This window comes from Pseudomonas sp. Irchel 3F6 (assembly GCF_900187595.1).
GTDB lineage: Bacteria > Pseudomonadota > Gammaproteobacteria > Pseudomonadales > Pseudomonadaceae > Aquipseudomonas > Aquipseudomonas siliginis.
Window position 1 is genome coordinate 449,946 of the sequence record NZ_FYDP01000001.1, and the last position, 14,576, is coordinate 464,521.

Genomic DNA, 14,576 nt, shown 5'->3' on the forward strand with positions numbered 1-14,576 from the left:
ATCGAGGAGCCCGCGATGGGGGCGAGGCATTAGCGAACGCCTGCATCCGCAGAATTACTCGACCGGCACGACGTTATCCAACGCCTGATTAACCGCGAGCTCGCCGAGCATCACTACCTGCGCGATACCTTGCAGTGTCTTGCGAGCAGATCCTTCAACCATCCCGATCACATCACTCAACATCACCGAAGCCGAGCCCAGCGATTCGCTGGCGTTGACCAGCAGTTCTTCAGTGGCGGTTTTCGGGTTGGCGAGGAACATGCTGCTGGTCTGGTAGGGCGTGGTTTTGATGGTGTCGCTGGGTTTGAGGTAGTGGTCGAGGGCGCGGTCGGCAGCTTCGTGGAGTTTTTTTGAGTCGAGGGATTCGTAGGGTGATGTTGCGTCCGACTGTGGCGGGTTTGGCGTGACTTTGAACATAGTGAAGCTCCATATGTGACCAAGGGAGCCATCACTCTCGCTACCAAACGAAGGGTGGTGGCCATACGAAGGTTGGTAGACCGGCCCACATGGAAAAACCGGCGCGCTCGAAAACGCCCTGCGCATGGCCACCATAAAACCGATGCGAAAGCATCTGCATACGATGACGTTATGCGCCATGTGGAAAGCGGGCTACCAAACCCGATCACTGTTTTTCAGTGACCGGCCAACGATAGAGCCCCCGGCCCGAGGCGCACAAGCCGGCGGATTCTGGCGTAGTCGTAGGCAATGGCGCAAGGCGTTGTAGCTTGCTGGAACAGTCTGGATGTCGGTTTTAAACGGGGTGTTTAGGGAATTGGTTTTGGCTGAGGTTTCGTGTTGATCGGGCTGGGGTCTTCGCGAGCAGGCTCGCTCCCACAGGTGTCGAGTTGGCAACGTTTACAGCGTCGTGCCAGTCGGGCGGTCACACATTTTGAACTTTGCTTTCGGCGCCATTTCCATTGTTTGAGGTGACAACCCTCCAGCTCCTACCCACCTGAATCAAGGAATGACCGTGACGGCTCCCACTGATAAAACTTCTCTGCGCCGGGCTATCACTTTCCCGATGCTGTTTCTGTTTATTCTCGGCGATGTTCTGGGGGCGGGCGTTTACGCACTCGCCGGAACGATCGCGGGGGAGGTGGGCGGCGCGATTTGGGTGCCGCTGCTGATCGCATTGTTCTTCGCCATGTTGACGGCGGGTTCCTACGCGGAGCTGGTGACCAAATATCCCCACGCCGGCGCGGCTTCGGTGTTCGCGGAAAAGGCCTTCAAGTCACCGCTCATTTCCTTCCTGGTCGGTTTTTGCATGCTGGCGGCTGCGGTCACCAGTGCAGCGGGTTTGTCGCTGGCGTTTGCCGGTGATTACTTGAACGCCTTCGTCGACGTATCGCCGCAGATTGCAGCGCTGGTGTTTCTTCTGGCTATCGGCCTGCTCAATGCGCGGGGGATCAAGGAGTCGCTTGGGGCAAACCTGGTGATGACCGTGATTGAACTGTCCGGGTTGATTCTGGTGATCGTGGCTGCGGTCTGGTATTTCCGTACAGGCGATGCGGATCTGGGGCGGACGCTCACGTTCAAACCGGGCGTCAGTCCCGTGCTGGCGGTGCTGGGGGCGGCATTGTTGGCGTTCTATTCCTTCGTCGGGTTCGAAACTTCGGCCAATCTGGCCGAGGAAATCAAGGACGTGCGCAAGGTCTACCCGCGCGCCTTGTTCGCGGCTTTGCTCACCGCTGGCGTGGTTTACATGGCGGTGGGTGTGGCGGCTTCTTCGGTGTTGCCTACCGAGAAGTTGGTGGCCACGTCGGCGCCTTTGCTCGAAGTTGTCCGCGCATCGACCCTCGCAATCCCGCCGGCGCTTTTCTCTTTCATTGCGCTGATCGCTGTGGCCAACGGTGCGTTGTTAACCATGATCATGGCCAGCCGATTGACCTATGGCATGGCGAATCTGGGGCTGTTGCCGGGTGTTTTGGGTGCGGTGCTGCCTCAGCGAAAAACTCCGTGGGCTGCCATTGTCGCAACGACCTTGGTCGCCATTGCCCTGACACTTACAGGGACGCTGGCAACGCTGGCAGAGACGGTGGTCTTGCTGTTGCTGTTCGTTTTTCTGAGTACCAATGTGGCGGTGCTGGTTCTTCGTCGTGACAGGGTGGAGGAGGACCACTTTCGCGTGCCGACCTTCGTTCCGGTGCTTGCGATCGTTTCGTGTCTGGTGCTGCTCAGTCAGCAGGGTTGGGAAACGTGGTTGCGGGCGGGGGCGTTGATCATTGTCGGGATGTTGCTGCATGGCTGTTCTCGCATCAGATTTTCCGCGATCAGTAAGGCTGGTTAGGTTGTCAGGCTCGATCGGTGTGGTGCCGACGCTGCTGATCCATCACAACGAGCAGGAAGGGCTGGTGCCATTCCATGCCGTGGTCGAGTCGACAGTGCAACGGGCGCGGCCAGTGTTATTGACCGCGCTCGCAGCGATTCTGACGTTCATTGCGCTGACCCACCCGATGTTCTGGGCACGCTGACCTACACGCTGATAGATGCTCTGAGATAATGAGAGTGATAGCATAGTGGTATCACTTTTCGCCGGAGACGGCCGCTGTTGACGAAGCGGCCGTAGGTATCTCAACAAGGAAGAACAATGCGTTCGTCGTTTTTCAATTCACAACTCAAGCTATCCGCTGTTCTGCTGGCAGCCATTTTCACCACCGCCTGCTCCAACTATCACTACAAGGATTACCAGGGCGAATGGGCGCCGGAATCGATGACGCCTTATGATCTTTCCAATAACGCTCCCGACGCTGCGCTTGTGTACTTCGCGACCACTCAATTTCGCGCTATCGGTGTGCCTTTTCACCGACTGCTGCTGGCCACGCAAGTGGATGGCCAACCGTTGCCGGGCGCCGGTCGTGCGTCAATTCTCGATGTTTCCGGTAAGCAGGCGCTACGCCTTACGCCCGGGAAGCACTCATTGGGTTGGTGCTGGGTTTCGATGAACGGGCTGGGTACGGGCGGTGCCAAATGCGGCTTCGGTGCGCGCGATGTCGAGTTCCGCGCCGGTCAGCGTTACGTAGTGGATTTCTCAACCAGCAACTCCATCAGCGGACCTCCAGGACGTGAGATATCAACCATCACCATCGAATCCGAGATTCGCAATCTGGATTCCCGGCAAGTTATCTATCCGATGCCACAGGCGCAACAGGTGAAGGAATGACTGAAAACCCCGCGAGCAGGGTCTGTCGCGGCGTCAAACTCAGCAGTCCTGAGTCTGCGCAGCAAGCCATTCGCTGCGCGTGATCTCCCACACCTCCACCGGCATCGGCCCCGACACAAACTGGCCGTCCCGTGTTTCAGCCATCCGCATGCCTTCATCTTCGGAAATCTTGCGCGAAGCGCGGTTGGCGGCGGCCTTGGGCACCTGCATCAATGGGCGCATCAACGTATCGAACCAGTAGGCACTGATCACCTTGCAGGCCTCGCGCATGTAGCCGTTGCCCTGAAACTGTGGGGCGAGCCAGAAGCCTCGATGGTTACCCGGTTGATCAAACAGGCTGATACTGCCGATGCAGCTCTCGGGCTGAACGCGGGTGCGGATCATCCAGTGCCATTCCTTTGCGGCAGCCATCGCGGGCAGCGCGACATCGCGGACGTAAACAAGCGCGCCGTCGTCCGGATACGGCCACGGAACGCGGCTGTCGAGATAGCGCACGACCTCCCATTGCGGAAACAATTGTTGCACCGCCGCTGCATCACTCAGTTGCAGCGGCGTGAGGATCAAGCGGCGGGTGTAAAGCGTGGGGATGCAATCCATGGCAATCAATCCTTGCGAGCAGTGGCGGGCAGCACCGGTACTCTCTCAAACGAGCAGTTCAAGTGTCGAGTGACCTGTGCGCCGTCTCACTCAAGTAGTTCGATCAACTCCCCACCGTCCTCTCTCAACCGCTGCAAAAACACCTGTGCCTCCAGCAACTGATAGGGAAAATACAGCCCCGGCCTTACCTGCGCTTGCCCATCCAGCCCAACCAGTCGCTCCAGCAGCATGGCCACGCTGAGCCCGGTCAACGCCGCTGCACCTGCGCGGTGAACTACGGCGTGGCGGGTGCGCAATGGCTGGCCATCGAGATCCGTGCCTTCGAGTTCAATGAGTATTTCCGTCGACATCGGCTGACCCTGACGCCGGGTCGAGCTGACGCCGCTGGCGAGGTTGAATTCGACGTTAGGGGCGTCGGTGGCGGCGGCCAGGCCTGTCACGTCGATGGAGGAAAAGCCGGCGCCCTGTAGGGTCGTGCCGTCGACGGCGCGGAAGCTGACCTTGGCGTCGTCGCCTTCACGCCAGATGAATTCGCCGTCACGGCGGGTCAGCGCGGCGGGCAGCATTTTGTTCAGGTGTTCGAAATCGACGGCCACGGTCGGGCCGCCGCCGTCCTGTTCGTCGACCAGTGCATGAATGCGGATGTCGTGCACGCGGGCGAATGCCTGGGCGATGTGCAGCGTCGCTACCGTGGTGGCGCCGACCATCCATTCATAGCCGAGGACAATGGGCGCCGCGTCGGGCGAGTGAATGAAACTGGCGATTTGCGGGGCGATTTCGAACACGCCGGAAGAGATGCTCAGGTGCGGCACCTTGCGCTTTTGCGCAAAGCGCAGCCCGGCGAGGGCATGATCCATGTAGAACAGGGCGATGGCGCTGACCGGGCGATCACCCAGCCCCAGATCATCTGCGCGAGCATCGATGACCACACCCTGGGCATTGCCGATTTGCTCGGCGGTTTGCTCAGCCTTGGCGAGGTCGCGTCCGCCGATCAGCAAGGGGACGTCGGGATGCGCCACGCGCAATGCGCGGGCCGTCTGGTGGCCGATGGCGCCGGAGCCGCCCATGAACAGAATGGGATGAAGTGGCATGAATCCTCCTCATTTTTCCTGGATTGAAACGTGCTTGGGCTAGACACCCTAGCACGCACTTTCCAGTTCGCCGGTGCGCTTGGTCTGCGCACCGACGAACGACCACTTGAGGAATCAGCCCAGATGATGGCGCTCTGCAAGGCGATAAACATCGGTGTCGAGGCCTTCGAAACGGGCTTTCAACTGCAACGCCAGATACAGCGAATAGTGCCGTGACTGATGCAGGTTGCCGCCGTGGAACCAGAGATTTTGCTGCTGGGTCGGCTTCCACATGTTGCGCAGTTCACCTTCATACGGGCCGGGGTCGTTGGTGGTGCCGGAACCCAGGCCCCAGCAGCGCCCCACCTTGTCGGCGACTTGCTGGGAAATCAGCTTCGCGGCCCAGCCGTTCATCGAGCCATAACCTGTCGCATAAACGATGAGATCGGCCGGCAAGCGGCTGCCATCGGTGAGCACCACCGCATCCGCTTCGATGCGTTCGACACCGAGGCCCGGCGCGCTCTTGAGCTTGATCGTGCCGTTGGCGATCAGTTCCGAGGCGCCGACGTCGATGTAGTAACCCGAGCCACGGCGTACGTATTTCATGAACAAACCCGATTCGTCATCGCCGAAATCGAGCATGAAACCCGCCCGGCTCAGGCGTTCATAGAAGTCCTTGTCGCGCTCCTTGATCGCGTCGAAGATCGGCCGATGAAACTGTGGCATGACCTTGTACGGAATCGAGGCGAACAGCAGGTCGGCCTTGTCCGTGGTCAGCCCCGACTCGAGCGCCTCTTCGGAATAAAGCCCGCCGAAAACCAGTTCCATCAGGCTGTCCGAACGCACGATGTGCGTGCTCGAACGTTGCACCATGGTCACCTCGGTGCCGTTTTCCACCAGATCGGCGCAGATGTCGTGGGCTGAATTGTTCGCGCCGATGACCACTGCGCGCTTGCCTTTCCACGCATCGCCGCCGGGGTGACGGCTGGAGTGATGTTGCTGGCCCTGGAAGTTTTCGGCGCCTGGATACACCGGCACATTCGGTACGCCAGACATGCCGGTGGCGAGGATCAGTTGCGTCGGTTGCAGGGTGACGGGCTCGCCGTTGCGCAGGACCTCCACGGTCCAGCAGCCAGTCTCTTCGTCAAACGTAGCCCCGAGGCACTCAGTGCGGGGCCAGTAGTTGAGTTCCATGACCTTGGTGTACATCTCCAGCCAGTCGCCGATCTGGTCTTTCGGGGTGAACACCGGCCAGTGGTCGGGGAAGGGCAGGTAGGGCATGTGGTCGTACCAGACCGGGTCGTGCAGGCACAGCGACTTGTAGCGGCCGCGCCATTGATCGCCGGGGCGTTCGGCTTTGTCGATGATCAGCGTCGGTACGCCCATGCGTTTGAGCCTTGCGCCGAGGCCGAGCCCGCCCTGACCGCCGCCGACGATCAGGCAGTACGGTTGCGTGGTGATGCCCAGCGCCGCTTCTTCATCGCGGCGGCGCTCCAGCCAGTTGCGCTTGTCAGCGTGGGCATGGCCGTGGCTCGCGCCCATCGGCCGGCGGCGGCCGCTGGGTTCTTCGAAGCCTTTGAGTTCGCGCATGGTGGTCAGCAGCGTCCAGCACAAACCGTCTTTCAGGCGCACATAGCCTTTGCCGCGCGCCGAGTCGGTTTCCAGGCTCATCCAGCCTTCAAGCACGCCATCGGTGAGCGTGGCTTCACCTTCGAGTTGCCAGCGTTCGGGCTGGGTCTGCTCAAGGCGTGTTTCGAGCATGTCGCGAATCGCCGGTTTGCCTTCCAGGGTGACGAGGTTCCAGCTGAACAGCAGCAAGTCACGCCAGTGGCATTCTTCGGCAAACAGCTCCAGCGTGCCGTCCACATCTCGTTGCGCCAGACGTCCGCCGAGGCGTTCGACCCAAGCGGCGAGTTGCGCTGTTGGCGATTGCAAAGGGGTTTCAATAGCGATGTTCATGGGGCCACTTCCGATCTTGTTGTTTTGGTAAGCCATGGCATCAGAGCAAGGCTTGGGCCATCTCCTTGAAAGACGCGGGCCAGAGCGTTTGATGCAAAGGCCGACAAGGCTTTGGCACAGGCGACATGTCACAAATTCGAGATTCGTGGATGACACTGTGTCACTCGGCGCGAAATTCCCCCGCAACGAGCTTTTCATCTAAGCTGCGGACACACCCGTGTCTTCACCGAAGCGGAGAACAACAACAATGAAACCGGCCTCGATCAACGCCCACGCGCGCCAGGTACTGCAAGCCGTGCAGGGCTCTGTTGCCAGCCACAGCGCGGCGGCAGACCTGGCGATCACCCGTTCGTGGCGGCGTTGCCTGGATCAATACCAGCTCGATCCGGCCAGCCGCCGCGCGCCGGATGTGCTCGAACAGGCGCGTTTGCGCGAACACCGTGCGCCGCTGGAACACATCATTTCCGTTGCGCACTGGCAGATGAACAGCCTGCACCAGCAACTGGGACGTGACGGCCATGTCGTGCTGCTCACCGATGCGCGCGGCGTGGCGATCGACAGCGTGTTCAACGAAGCCGAACGCGGCGAGTTCCAGCGCTCCGGGCTGTGGCTCGGCTCGGTCTGGAGCGAGGAGCACGAGGGCACCAACGGCGTCGGCACCTGCCTGGTCGAGCGCCAGCACGTGACCATTCGCCGCGACGAGCATTTCCGTGGCCAGCACGTCGGCCTGACCTGTTCGGCCAGCCCGATATTCGACGCCAGCGGTGAGTTGCTCGCGGTGCTCAACCTGTCCTCCGTGCGCGAGGAAAGCAGCCTTGAGCAACGCTTCAAGGCCATGGCCCTGACCAATCTGTCGGCCAGGTTGATCGAGAGCTGTTTTTTCCTTGGCCACGATCCGCAGCGCTATTTGCTGCGGTTTCATCCCGACGCCGGGTTTGTCGGGCTGCTGGGTGAAGGCCTGCTCAGCTTCGACGAGAGTGCGCGGATCTGTTCGGTGAATGCGGCGGCGCTGGATCTGTTGGGCCTGAGCCGCGAGCAGATGGTCGGGCAGTCGTTGACGATGCTGCTGGAAACGCCGATGGAGCAGTTGCTCGATCAGGCCAGTGCTCAGGCGCACGTCTGCTGGCCTATGCGCCTGGCCGACGGGCGCTTGTTCTACGGCCAGTTGCGCGAACCGATCCGCTCCGCGCCGTTGACCCTTGCGCCTGTCCCGCCAATCAAGGATGAGCGCGTGTGCCTGGAAGACCCGCGCCTGCAACGCGGATTCGCTCGCGCGTTGCGTGTACTGGAGCGTGACGTGCCGGTGTTTCTGCAGGGTGAAACCGGCACCGGCAAGGAGGCCTTTGCGGCAGCGCTGCATCGCGCCAGCTCGCGCGCCGGCCAGCCGTTTGTCGCGATCAACTGCGCGGCGATCCCCGAGACGCTGATTGAAAGCGAGCTGTTCGGCTATCGCGGCGGCAGCTTCACCGGCGCGCGCAAGGACGGCATGGTCGGCAAGCTTGAGCAGGCCCATGGCGGCATTCTGTTTCTCGACGAAATCGGCGACATGCCCCTCGCGCTACAGACCCGTCTGCTGCGCGTGCTCGAAGAGCGCCAGGTTGTGCCGCTGGGCAGCGCAACGCCGCGACCGCTTGATGTACGCCTGATCAGCGCCAGTCACCAGAATCTGCCAGCCTGCGTGGCCGACGGACGCCTGCGCGAGGACCTGTTCTATCGCATTGGCGGTTTCGCCGTGGAACTGCCGCCGCTGCGCGAGCGTTCCGACAAGGGCCGTCTGCTCGACCTCCTGCTGCGCGAAGAAGCGGCGGGCGCCACTGTGCGGCTGCAAGCGGGAGTTCGAGAGCGCTTGCTGGCGCAGCCTTGGCCGGGCAACGTCCGGCAACTGCGCACCTGTTTGCGTACGTTGGTGGCGTTGGCAGTGGAAGGCCGGGTCACGCTGGAGGACGTGCACGAGTTACTGCCCGCAAGTGACGACCAACCTGTTGACGATCCACTGGGTGTATCCGAACGGCAAACTCTGCTCAGCATGATCGAAGCTGAACACTGGCATGTCGCGCGAGTTGCCCGTCGTCTGGGGATCAGCCGCAATACGCTGTACCGCAAGCTTCGTCAGCATGGGATCACCCGACCTGGTTGAAGACAATCGCGATCATTTGCGTTCATTCGCTGTTGATTGCGCGTATTGCCGGGAAATTGCTTGGATCCAATCATTGACTCACTATATCGCTCGCCGACAAGCGGTAGGCTAAGGCTATTGCTATAAGTGATGGCGCAATGACATATTGCAGCACCTTTCCTCACCTCAAGATGTACCGAAAATGCGCCCCCTCAAGTCACTTGTTGCAGCGTCGTTGCTGCTCAGCGGGTGCAATGGAATGCCAGTCGCTTTTGTTCAGGATCCTGTTTTAGACCAAGCCTTTGTCGTTCACTCCGGCGCGCCTTTGCCTTACGTGCTGATGGGTTCGGCTGTGCAATGGAATGAAGACTTCGCCGTGACGGTGAAGCACATTCCTTACTTGTCGGGCACGGTTTTCCAAGGGCAGGCAGACGTGCAGTTCTTCCGCCACAAGGCCAATAGCGTGCCGGCGTGGCGCGGCTACAAGCCGGGCGAGGAGCTGACTTCGGTGGGCTTCAATTCGCTGTACATGTCGGTCAAGGGCACCGGCCAGGCGCTGCCGGCCATGGTTCGCCTCGACGTCAAAGAGGGCAACGTGCTCTACGGCACCCATAATGGCGCGCTGGCCAAAGGCATGTCCGGAGGGCCGGTGTTTTCCGCCGATGGCAAAGTGGTTGGCATCAACGTGGCGTTTCTCACCCGTGACGACGTCAGCCGCCTCAAGCGCAAGGACCTGCTCGATCAACCGCGCGTGAGCATTTTCCTGCCGTACGCGGAGATCAATCGCGAGTGGTCGCGCTATCAGGCCAGCATCACTCCAACGACGCCACCAGCGACCAAACTGGCCAGCCGCTGATCAGCGTTCGCGCAACGCTTCGCGGGCGCGGTTGAGTGGTTTGATCAGATAGTCCAGCACGGTTTTCTCGCCGGTACGAATGTCCACCGTGGCGATCATCCCGGGGACGATGGCGAAGCGTTTGCCGGCCTTGTTGCGCAGTTCATCCGAAGCGGTACGGATGAACACGCGATAGTAGAAGATTTCCGGCTTGGCTTCGTCCTGGATGGTGTCCGGCGAGATCGTCACCACCTCGCCGTCGAGGCTGCCGTAGATCGAATAGTCATAGGCGGTGATTTTCACTTTCGCCGCCTGGCCTGGGTGAATGAAGGCGATGTCGCGCGGCGAGATGCGCGTCTCGATCAGCAGTTGTTCATCGAGCGGTACGATCTGCATGACCTGGCCGTTGGGCGCAATGACGCCGCCAATCGTGCTGACCTCGATGTCCTTGACGATGCCGCGCACCGGCGAGCGCAGGGTCAGGCGCGACAGTGAGTCGGTGCGCCCACGGATCACCGCTTCGAGCATCTGCGCCTCGGCGTTGGCTTTGGCCAGGTCTTCGCGGGCGCGGACCATGTAATCGGAGCGGGCTTCGGTGGCTTTCAATTCCAGCTCCGAACGCTGACGGGTCAGGCGCAGCACTTCGACCCGGCTCGAGGCACCGATCTTCGCCAGATTCTCGGTGATCGCCAGTTCGCTACGTACCAGTTTCAGCGAGCTCTGAATGCCGTCGAGGGTTTCCGCCAGACCTTTGCGCCGGGTCTGGTAGAGCTCGGTTTCGGCGCGGATCAGATCAGGAAACTCTTGCAGCGATGCGTCGAAGGTCAGGGGCTTTTCGCTGACTTCGGCCTGCAAGCGGTTGACGCTGGCCAGCGCCGCGCGGTACTTGGCCGCGCTTTCGCCGACGTTGGACTGGTTCTTCACCGGGTCCAGTTGCGCGAGGATCTGCCCGCGCTCGACCAAAGCACCTTCGCTGACATTGAGCTGCTCGAGAATGCCGCCCTCCATCGACTGAATCACCTGCTCGCGCGAGCTCGGCACGACTTTGCCGGTACCGGTCGAAACCTCGACGATCTCGAACCACGCCGCCCAGGCAATGAAGCAGGCGAGCATCAGCGCGCAACCCCAGATCACCTTTGCGCCACCGGCAAGAGCGCGCTCATCGCGGCCGTCGAGGTAGGACATCGGGTCCGGCACGTCGGTCATCATCGGCTTCATACCGCCACTCCTTTACCCGGTGCGCGCAGCCGCGCCAATGCCGCGTCGCGGTGGTCGTCGATGACGATACGTCCGTTGTCGAGCACGATGATCCGCTCGACCAGTTGCAACACACTGACCCGGTGCGTGGCGACCACCAGCGTTCGGCCCTGGGTCCAGGTCGCGAGTTTTTCCAGCAGCAAACGCTCGGTGACGTCATCGAGCGCGGCTGTCGGTTCATCGAGCAACAGCACTTGTGGCTGGCGGATCAACAAACGCGACAGCAACAGGCTTTGACGCTGACCTCCGGACAAACCCAGGCCGCCCTCAAGCACCAGGTGATCCATGCCTTTGGGCAGCTGCCGAACAAAGTCCAGGGCACCGGTGACGGTCAGCGCAGCGATGATTTCCTGATCGCTGGCCTGACCGGCGCCGAGGGTGATGTTGTCGCGCAAGGTGCCATGAAACAGTCGCGCCTGTTGCGACAGCAGGCCGACGTCGCGGCGCAGATCGGCCGGATCCAGATGTGCCAGGGCGATGCCGTCCAGAGTGGTTTCACCGCTGCTCAGATCCATCGCGCCGCCCAGTGCTTGCAGCAGCGTCGACTTGCCAGCACCGTTGCGGCCGAGCAGGGCGATGCGCTCGCCGGGCCGAATGCTCAGGTCGATGTTGTTGAGCGCCGGGGTCGATTCCTCACTGTAGCGAAAACTGGCCTGACGCATGCGGTAGTCGCCGCGAATCGCTGGCAGGTGCACGCGCTGGCTGCCCTCGGGATGATCCACCGGCATCTGCATGATCCGGTTCAAGCCTTCGAGCGCGACCTTGGCCTGCTGCCATCGGGTGAGCACGTGGGTCAGTTGCGCCATCGGCCCCATCATCCGCGACGACAGAATCGACGCGGCGACCAGACTGCCGGTGGTCAGGTCGCCGGCAATCACCATTGGCGCGCCGAACACGATCACCACCGCGAACACTCCGCCTTGTACGTTCTGCGTCCACGCCACAAGGCTGTTGGTCAAGGTGCGCAGGCGCAGGCTGCTGTCCGCTGAGGCGGCGTTGTACTGATTCCACTGTTGCTGGAAACGCTGCTCGGCCTGCAGCGCCTTGATGTCGTCGAGGCCCTGAATGCTTTCCACCAGCATGGCGTTGCGCAGCGCCGCTTCACGCATCGACGCATTGGCCAATCGCGCCAAACGCGGTTGCGCGATGATCCCGGGCAGCAACATGAACACCAACGCCACCAGTGGAATCAAAACCAGTGGCCCGCCGATCAAATAGAACACCAGCAGGAACAGCAGAAAAAACGGCATGTCCGCCAGTGCCGTGGCGGTGCTGGAGGTAATCAGGTCGCGGATCTGCTCCAGCTCGCGCAACTGCGAAATGAACGAGCCGGTGGATTTCGGCCGCGCCGAATTACGCAGACGCAAAGCGTGGCCAAAGACCAGATCGGAGACGCGCAAGTCGGCGCGTTTGCCCAGCACATCGGTGATGCGCAGACGCAGAATGCGCATGACGAAATCGAACAGCAGCGCCAGCATCACCCCGCCGAACAACACGTACAGGGTCGGCAGCGACTCGGCCGGAATCACCCGGTCGTACACCTGCATGGAAAACAGCACCCCGGCCATGCCCAGCAGGTTGGCCACCAGTGAGGCGATCATCACTTGGCTGTAGGGCCGCAGATCGGTGAGGACGATGCGCCGGAACCAGTGCTCGTCGTAGGGCTTGATGTAATCGTTGGTGCGCACGTCGGCCACCGGTTGCGTCGGGCGCAGAATCACCGTGCGCAGCGCCTGCTCGGCGAGCGCGGTGGCGTCCATGCGACTCTGCAAACCCTGGTCGCCACTGAAGCAGATGCCCAGCTCGCCGGTCTCGCCGATGCTTTCGAGCACGCCGACCTGACCGTCACGCAGTTGCACCACCAGCGGCGTGCGCCAGCGACTCAGGCTCTTGTTGTCGAAAACCGCGAATTTCACGCTTAAACCGGCCTGCCGCGCCATGTGCCGAACCACTTCTTCGACGCGGCCTTCGCTGTGCACCGAGGCCAGACGCACGCTTTCCGGCGAGACGTCGAGGCGATAGTGGCGGGCGACCTTGAGCACCGCTTCCAGCCACGGCGAATAATCTTCGCGAGCTTCGGCAGCGGCGGGTTCGGGAACAGTGATGCTGACATCGGTCATGGCAGGATCTCGACATTCTGGATGGCGCTGTGGTCGATGCCGAAGACCCGGCGAATCGCACCGCTGTTGTAGAAGCAGTCGATCTGCAGGTGTTGCAGATCAGCCTGGGTGTTGACCAGATCGAAGCGCGACTGGTGGATTTCCTGCTCGGCGTTGAGCAGGTCGAGCAGCGGCCGCGTGCCCAGTTCCAGGTACTGGCGGCCATACAACATGCGCGCCTCGGTGATGCTGGTCTGGCGAAATTCCAGCGAGCGCAGCCGCCGGTTCAGGCCCGAGGTTTGCGCCTGGGCTTCGGCCAGACCCTGGCGCGCTTGCAGACGGGCGAAGTCTTCGGCCGAGTCCGCTGCGGTCAGCGCATGCCCGGCGGCGCGGCTGCGCGCACTGATCGCACCGCCCTGATAGATCGGCACTTCGAGATTGAGAAAGATCCCGACCTGAGTGCGATCGGCGCGCGAGTTCTGATCGTCGTAATGGTCGTCCAGATATTGGTTGACCGACGGTTGCAGCGACAGGGTCGGGTAGGCCTCGGCTTTGGCCTGGGCTAGCTCGGCCTGGGCCTGGGTGCGTTGCGCAGCCGCCTGGAGAACGGCGGGCAGGGTGTCGGAAATCTGCGAGGCGTCACAGGCCTGAGTCAATGTAGGCGCGGCGGCGTCGCTGACTGCTGGCGGCGTGCGTCGTCCGAGCAGACTGGTCAGGGTCGCTTGCCAGCGTGCGTATTGCGCCTTGAATTCCTGCAACGTCGCTGTCGCGCCTTCTGCGCGGGAGTGCGCCTGGACCATATCGGAGCGGGTGCTGGCGCCCATGTCGCTGCGTTGCTTGGCCAGGTCGACGATGCCGCCGATGCCCTGAATCTGCTCGCGGGCAACCTCGAGCAGACGCTGATAACGCTGCACTTCGATGTAGGCCCTGGCGGTGTCGCGGGCGATGTCGTCGATCGCCAGCAGGATCCCGGCCTGACTGCGCGCCACCCGGGCGCGGGCAGCGTCGACCGAACTGGAAACCTCGCCGAAGTCATACAGCATCTGTTTGAGGGAAATGTTCACCGACTGGCTGCCGGCATCGCTGCCGTAACCGCTGGTGTAGCCACCCTTGATGCCGCCGGTGACCTGCGGGTAATAACCGGACTCGGCGACGTTGACCCCTTCGCCTTGCTGGAACAGGGTGCCGATGGCCTCGCCGATGCGTGGGTGCCAGTCCACGGCGAGCCTGACCGCTTGTTCCAGCCCCAACGTATCTGCGTTGGCGGCCGTTTTTGAAGCAGGGGCAGGGCGCTGACGATTGTCATTGCCTGCAGGTTGTTGCAGTTGCGACGGGCTGATGCTGCGCAAGCTGCTGTCGAGGTTGTCGTCGGCGCGAACGCCGACGGTGAAGGCGGGGTAGAGGCCGATGGTCAACAGGACCACCGGCCATTTCTGGCGAAAAACTGACTCCACAGACTTCCCTTACTGTTGAGAGACCGACG

11 protein-coding genes and 1 pseudogene are annotated in these 14,576 nt (G+C 61.7%); 5 read left to right on the forward strand and 7 right to left on the reverse strand.

Features of this window, described 5'->3' with window-relative positions:
- Positions 1 to 54: 54 nt before the first annotated feature.
- Positions 55 to 417, reverse strand: a complete 363-nt coding sequence (locus CKW30_RS02050) for a DUF6124 family protein (RefSeq protein ID WP_095179679.1) — start codon at positions 415 to 417, stop codon at positions 55 to 57.
- 547 nt (positions 418 to 964) lie between these two features.
- Here CKW30_RS02050 and CKW30_RS02055 point away from each other — a divergent pair.
- The 3 genes and pseudogenes from CKW30_RS02055 (at position 965) to CKW30_RS02065 (ending at position 3,160) form a co-directional block, all read left to right on the forward strand.
- On the forward strand, positions 965 to 2,287 hold the full coding sequence (locus CKW30_RS02055; protein WP_095179680.1) for an APC family permease: 1,323 nt from the start codon (positions 965 to 967) through the stop codon (positions 2,285 to 2,287).
- Positions 2,274 to 2,485, forward strand: a pseudogene (locus CKW30_RS02060) (hypothetical protein); the annotation flags it as partial. The gene CKW30_RS02055 and the pseudogene CKW30_RS02060, both read left to right, overlap by 14 nt.
- Positions 2,486 to 2,587: 102 nt before the next feature.
- Positions 2,588 to 3,160, forward strand: coding sequence for a hypothetical protein (locus CKW30_RS02065; RefSeq protein ID WP_095179681.1), 573 nt, complete (start codon positions 2,588 to 2,590; stop codon positions 3,158 to 3,160).
- Between the two features lie 39 nt (positions 3,161 to 3,199).
- Here the strand turns inward: CKW30_RS02065 and CKW30_RS02070 are convergent, their stop codons facing one another.
- The 3 genes from CKW30_RS02070 to CKW30_RS02080 form a co-directional block, all read right to left on the reverse strand.
- A complete protein-coding gene (locus CKW30_RS02070) occupies positions 3,200 to 3,757 on the reverse strand; it encodes a GNAT family N-acetyltransferase (protein WP_095179682.1) in 558 nt (185 codons plus the stop codon).
- An 86-nt stretch (positions 3,758 to 3,843) separates the two neighbouring features.
- The gene (locus tag CKW30_RS02075; RefSeq protein ID WP_095179683.1) at positions 3,844 to 4,848 is read right to left on the reverse strand and encodes a saccharopine dehydrogenase; all 1,005 of its coding nucleotides are present in this window, start codon (positions 4,846 to 4,848) and stop codon (positions 3,844 to 3,846) included.
- 114 nt (positions 4,849 to 4,962) lie between these two features.
- Positions 4,963 to 6,786: an NAD(P)/FAD-dependent oxidoreductase gene (locus tag CKW30_RS02080; RefSeq protein WP_095180285.1), complete on the reverse strand. Its 1,824-nt coding sequence runs from the start codon at positions 6,784 to 6,786 to the stop codon at positions 4,963 to 4,965.
- Positions 6,787 to 7,033: 247 nt separating this feature from the next.
- Between CKW30_RS02080 and CKW30_RS02085 the strand changes: the two genes are divergently transcribed.
- Both CKW30_RS02085 and CKW30_RS02090 read left to right on the forward strand, forming a co-directional pair.
- Entirely contained in the window at positions 7,034 to 8,923 is a 1,890-nt protein-coding gene (locus CKW30_RS02085) for a sigma-54-dependent Fis family transcriptional regulator (protein WP_073474928.1), read from the forward strand.
- A 238-nt stretch (positions 8,924 to 9,161) separates the two neighbouring features.
- Entirely contained in the window at positions 9,162 to 9,758 is a 597-nt protein-coding gene (locus tag CKW30_RS02090) for a trypsin-like peptidase domain-containing protein (protein WP_024012659.1), read from the forward strand.
- On the opposite strand, the gene CKW30_RS02095 is transcribed toward CKW30_RS02090, so the two are convergent.
- Genes CKW30_RS02095 through CKW30_RS02105 form a run of 3 tightly spaced genes read right to left on the reverse strand, consistent with a single transcriptional unit; the run spans position 9,759 to position 14,547 of the window.
- Positions 9,759 to 10,946, reverse strand: coding sequence for an HlyD family type I secretion periplasmic adaptor subunit (locus CKW30_RS02095; protein ID WP_370593533.1), 1,188 nt, complete (start codon positions 10,944 to 10,946; stop codon positions 9,759 to 9,761). It lies immediately after the preceding gene.
- A gap of 5 nt (positions 10,947 to 10,951) precedes the next feature.
- Positions 10,952 to 13,114 carry a type I secretion system permease/ATPase gene (locus CKW30_RS02100; RefSeq protein ID WP_095179685.1) on the reverse strand — a complete coding sequence of 721 codons (2,163 nt, stop codon included), beginning with the start codon at positions 13,112 to 13,114 and terminating at the stop codon, positions 10,952 to 10,954.
- Complete coding sequence (locus tag CKW30_RS02105) at positions 13,111 to 14,547, reverse strand: TolC family outer membrane protein (protein ID WP_095179686.1); 1,437 nt, start codon at positions 14,545 to 14,547, stop codon at positions 13,111 to 13,113. Before CKW30_RS02105 ends, CKW30_RS02100 begins: the two co-directional genes overlap by 4 nt.
- Between the last annotated feature and the right edge of the window lie 29 nt (positions 14,548 to 14,576).

Excerpts from the sequence above, each read along its gene's own strand:
- CKW30_RS02050 (WP_095179679.1), bottom strand. The coding sequence starts at position 417 with ATGTTCAAAGTCACGCCAAACCCGCCACAGTCGGACGCAACATCACCC.
- CKW30_RS02055 (WP_095179680.1), top strand. The coding sequence starts at position 965 with ATGACCGTGACGGCTCCCACTGATAAAACTTCTCTGCGCCGGGCTATC.
- CKW30_RS02065 (WP_095179681.1), top strand. The coding sequence starts at position 2,588 with ATGCGTTCGTCGTTTTTCAATTCACAACTCAAGCTATCCGCTGTTCTG.
- CKW30_RS02070 (WP_095179682.1), bottom strand. The coding sequence starts at position 3,757 with ATGGATTGCATCCCCACGCTTTACACCCGCCGCTTGATCCTCACGCCG.
- CKW30_RS02075 (WP_095179683.1), bottom strand. The coding sequence starts at position 4,848 with ATGCCACTTCATCCCATTCTGTTCATGGGCGGCTCCGGCGCCATCGGC.
- CKW30_RS02080 (WP_095180285.1), bottom strand. The coding sequence starts at position 6,786 with ATGAACATCGCTATTGAAACCCCTTTGCAATCGCCAACAGCGCAACTC.
- CKW30_RS02085 (WP_073474928.1), top strand. The coding sequence starts at position 7,034 with ATGAAACCGGCCTCGATCAACGCCCACGCGCGCCAGGTACTGCAAGCC.
- CKW30_RS02090 (WP_024012659.1), top strand. The coding sequence starts at position 9,162 with ATGCCAGTCGCTTTTGTTCAGGATCCTGTTTTAGACCAAGCCTTTGTC.
- CKW30_RS02095 (WP_370593533.1), bottom strand. The coding sequence starts at position 10,946 with ATGATGACCGACGTGCCGGACCCGATGTCCTACCTCGACGGCCGCGAT.
- CKW30_RS02100 (WP_095179685.1), bottom strand. The coding sequence starts at position 13,114 with ATGACCGATGTCAGCATCACTGTTCCCGAACCCGCCGCTGCCGAAGCT.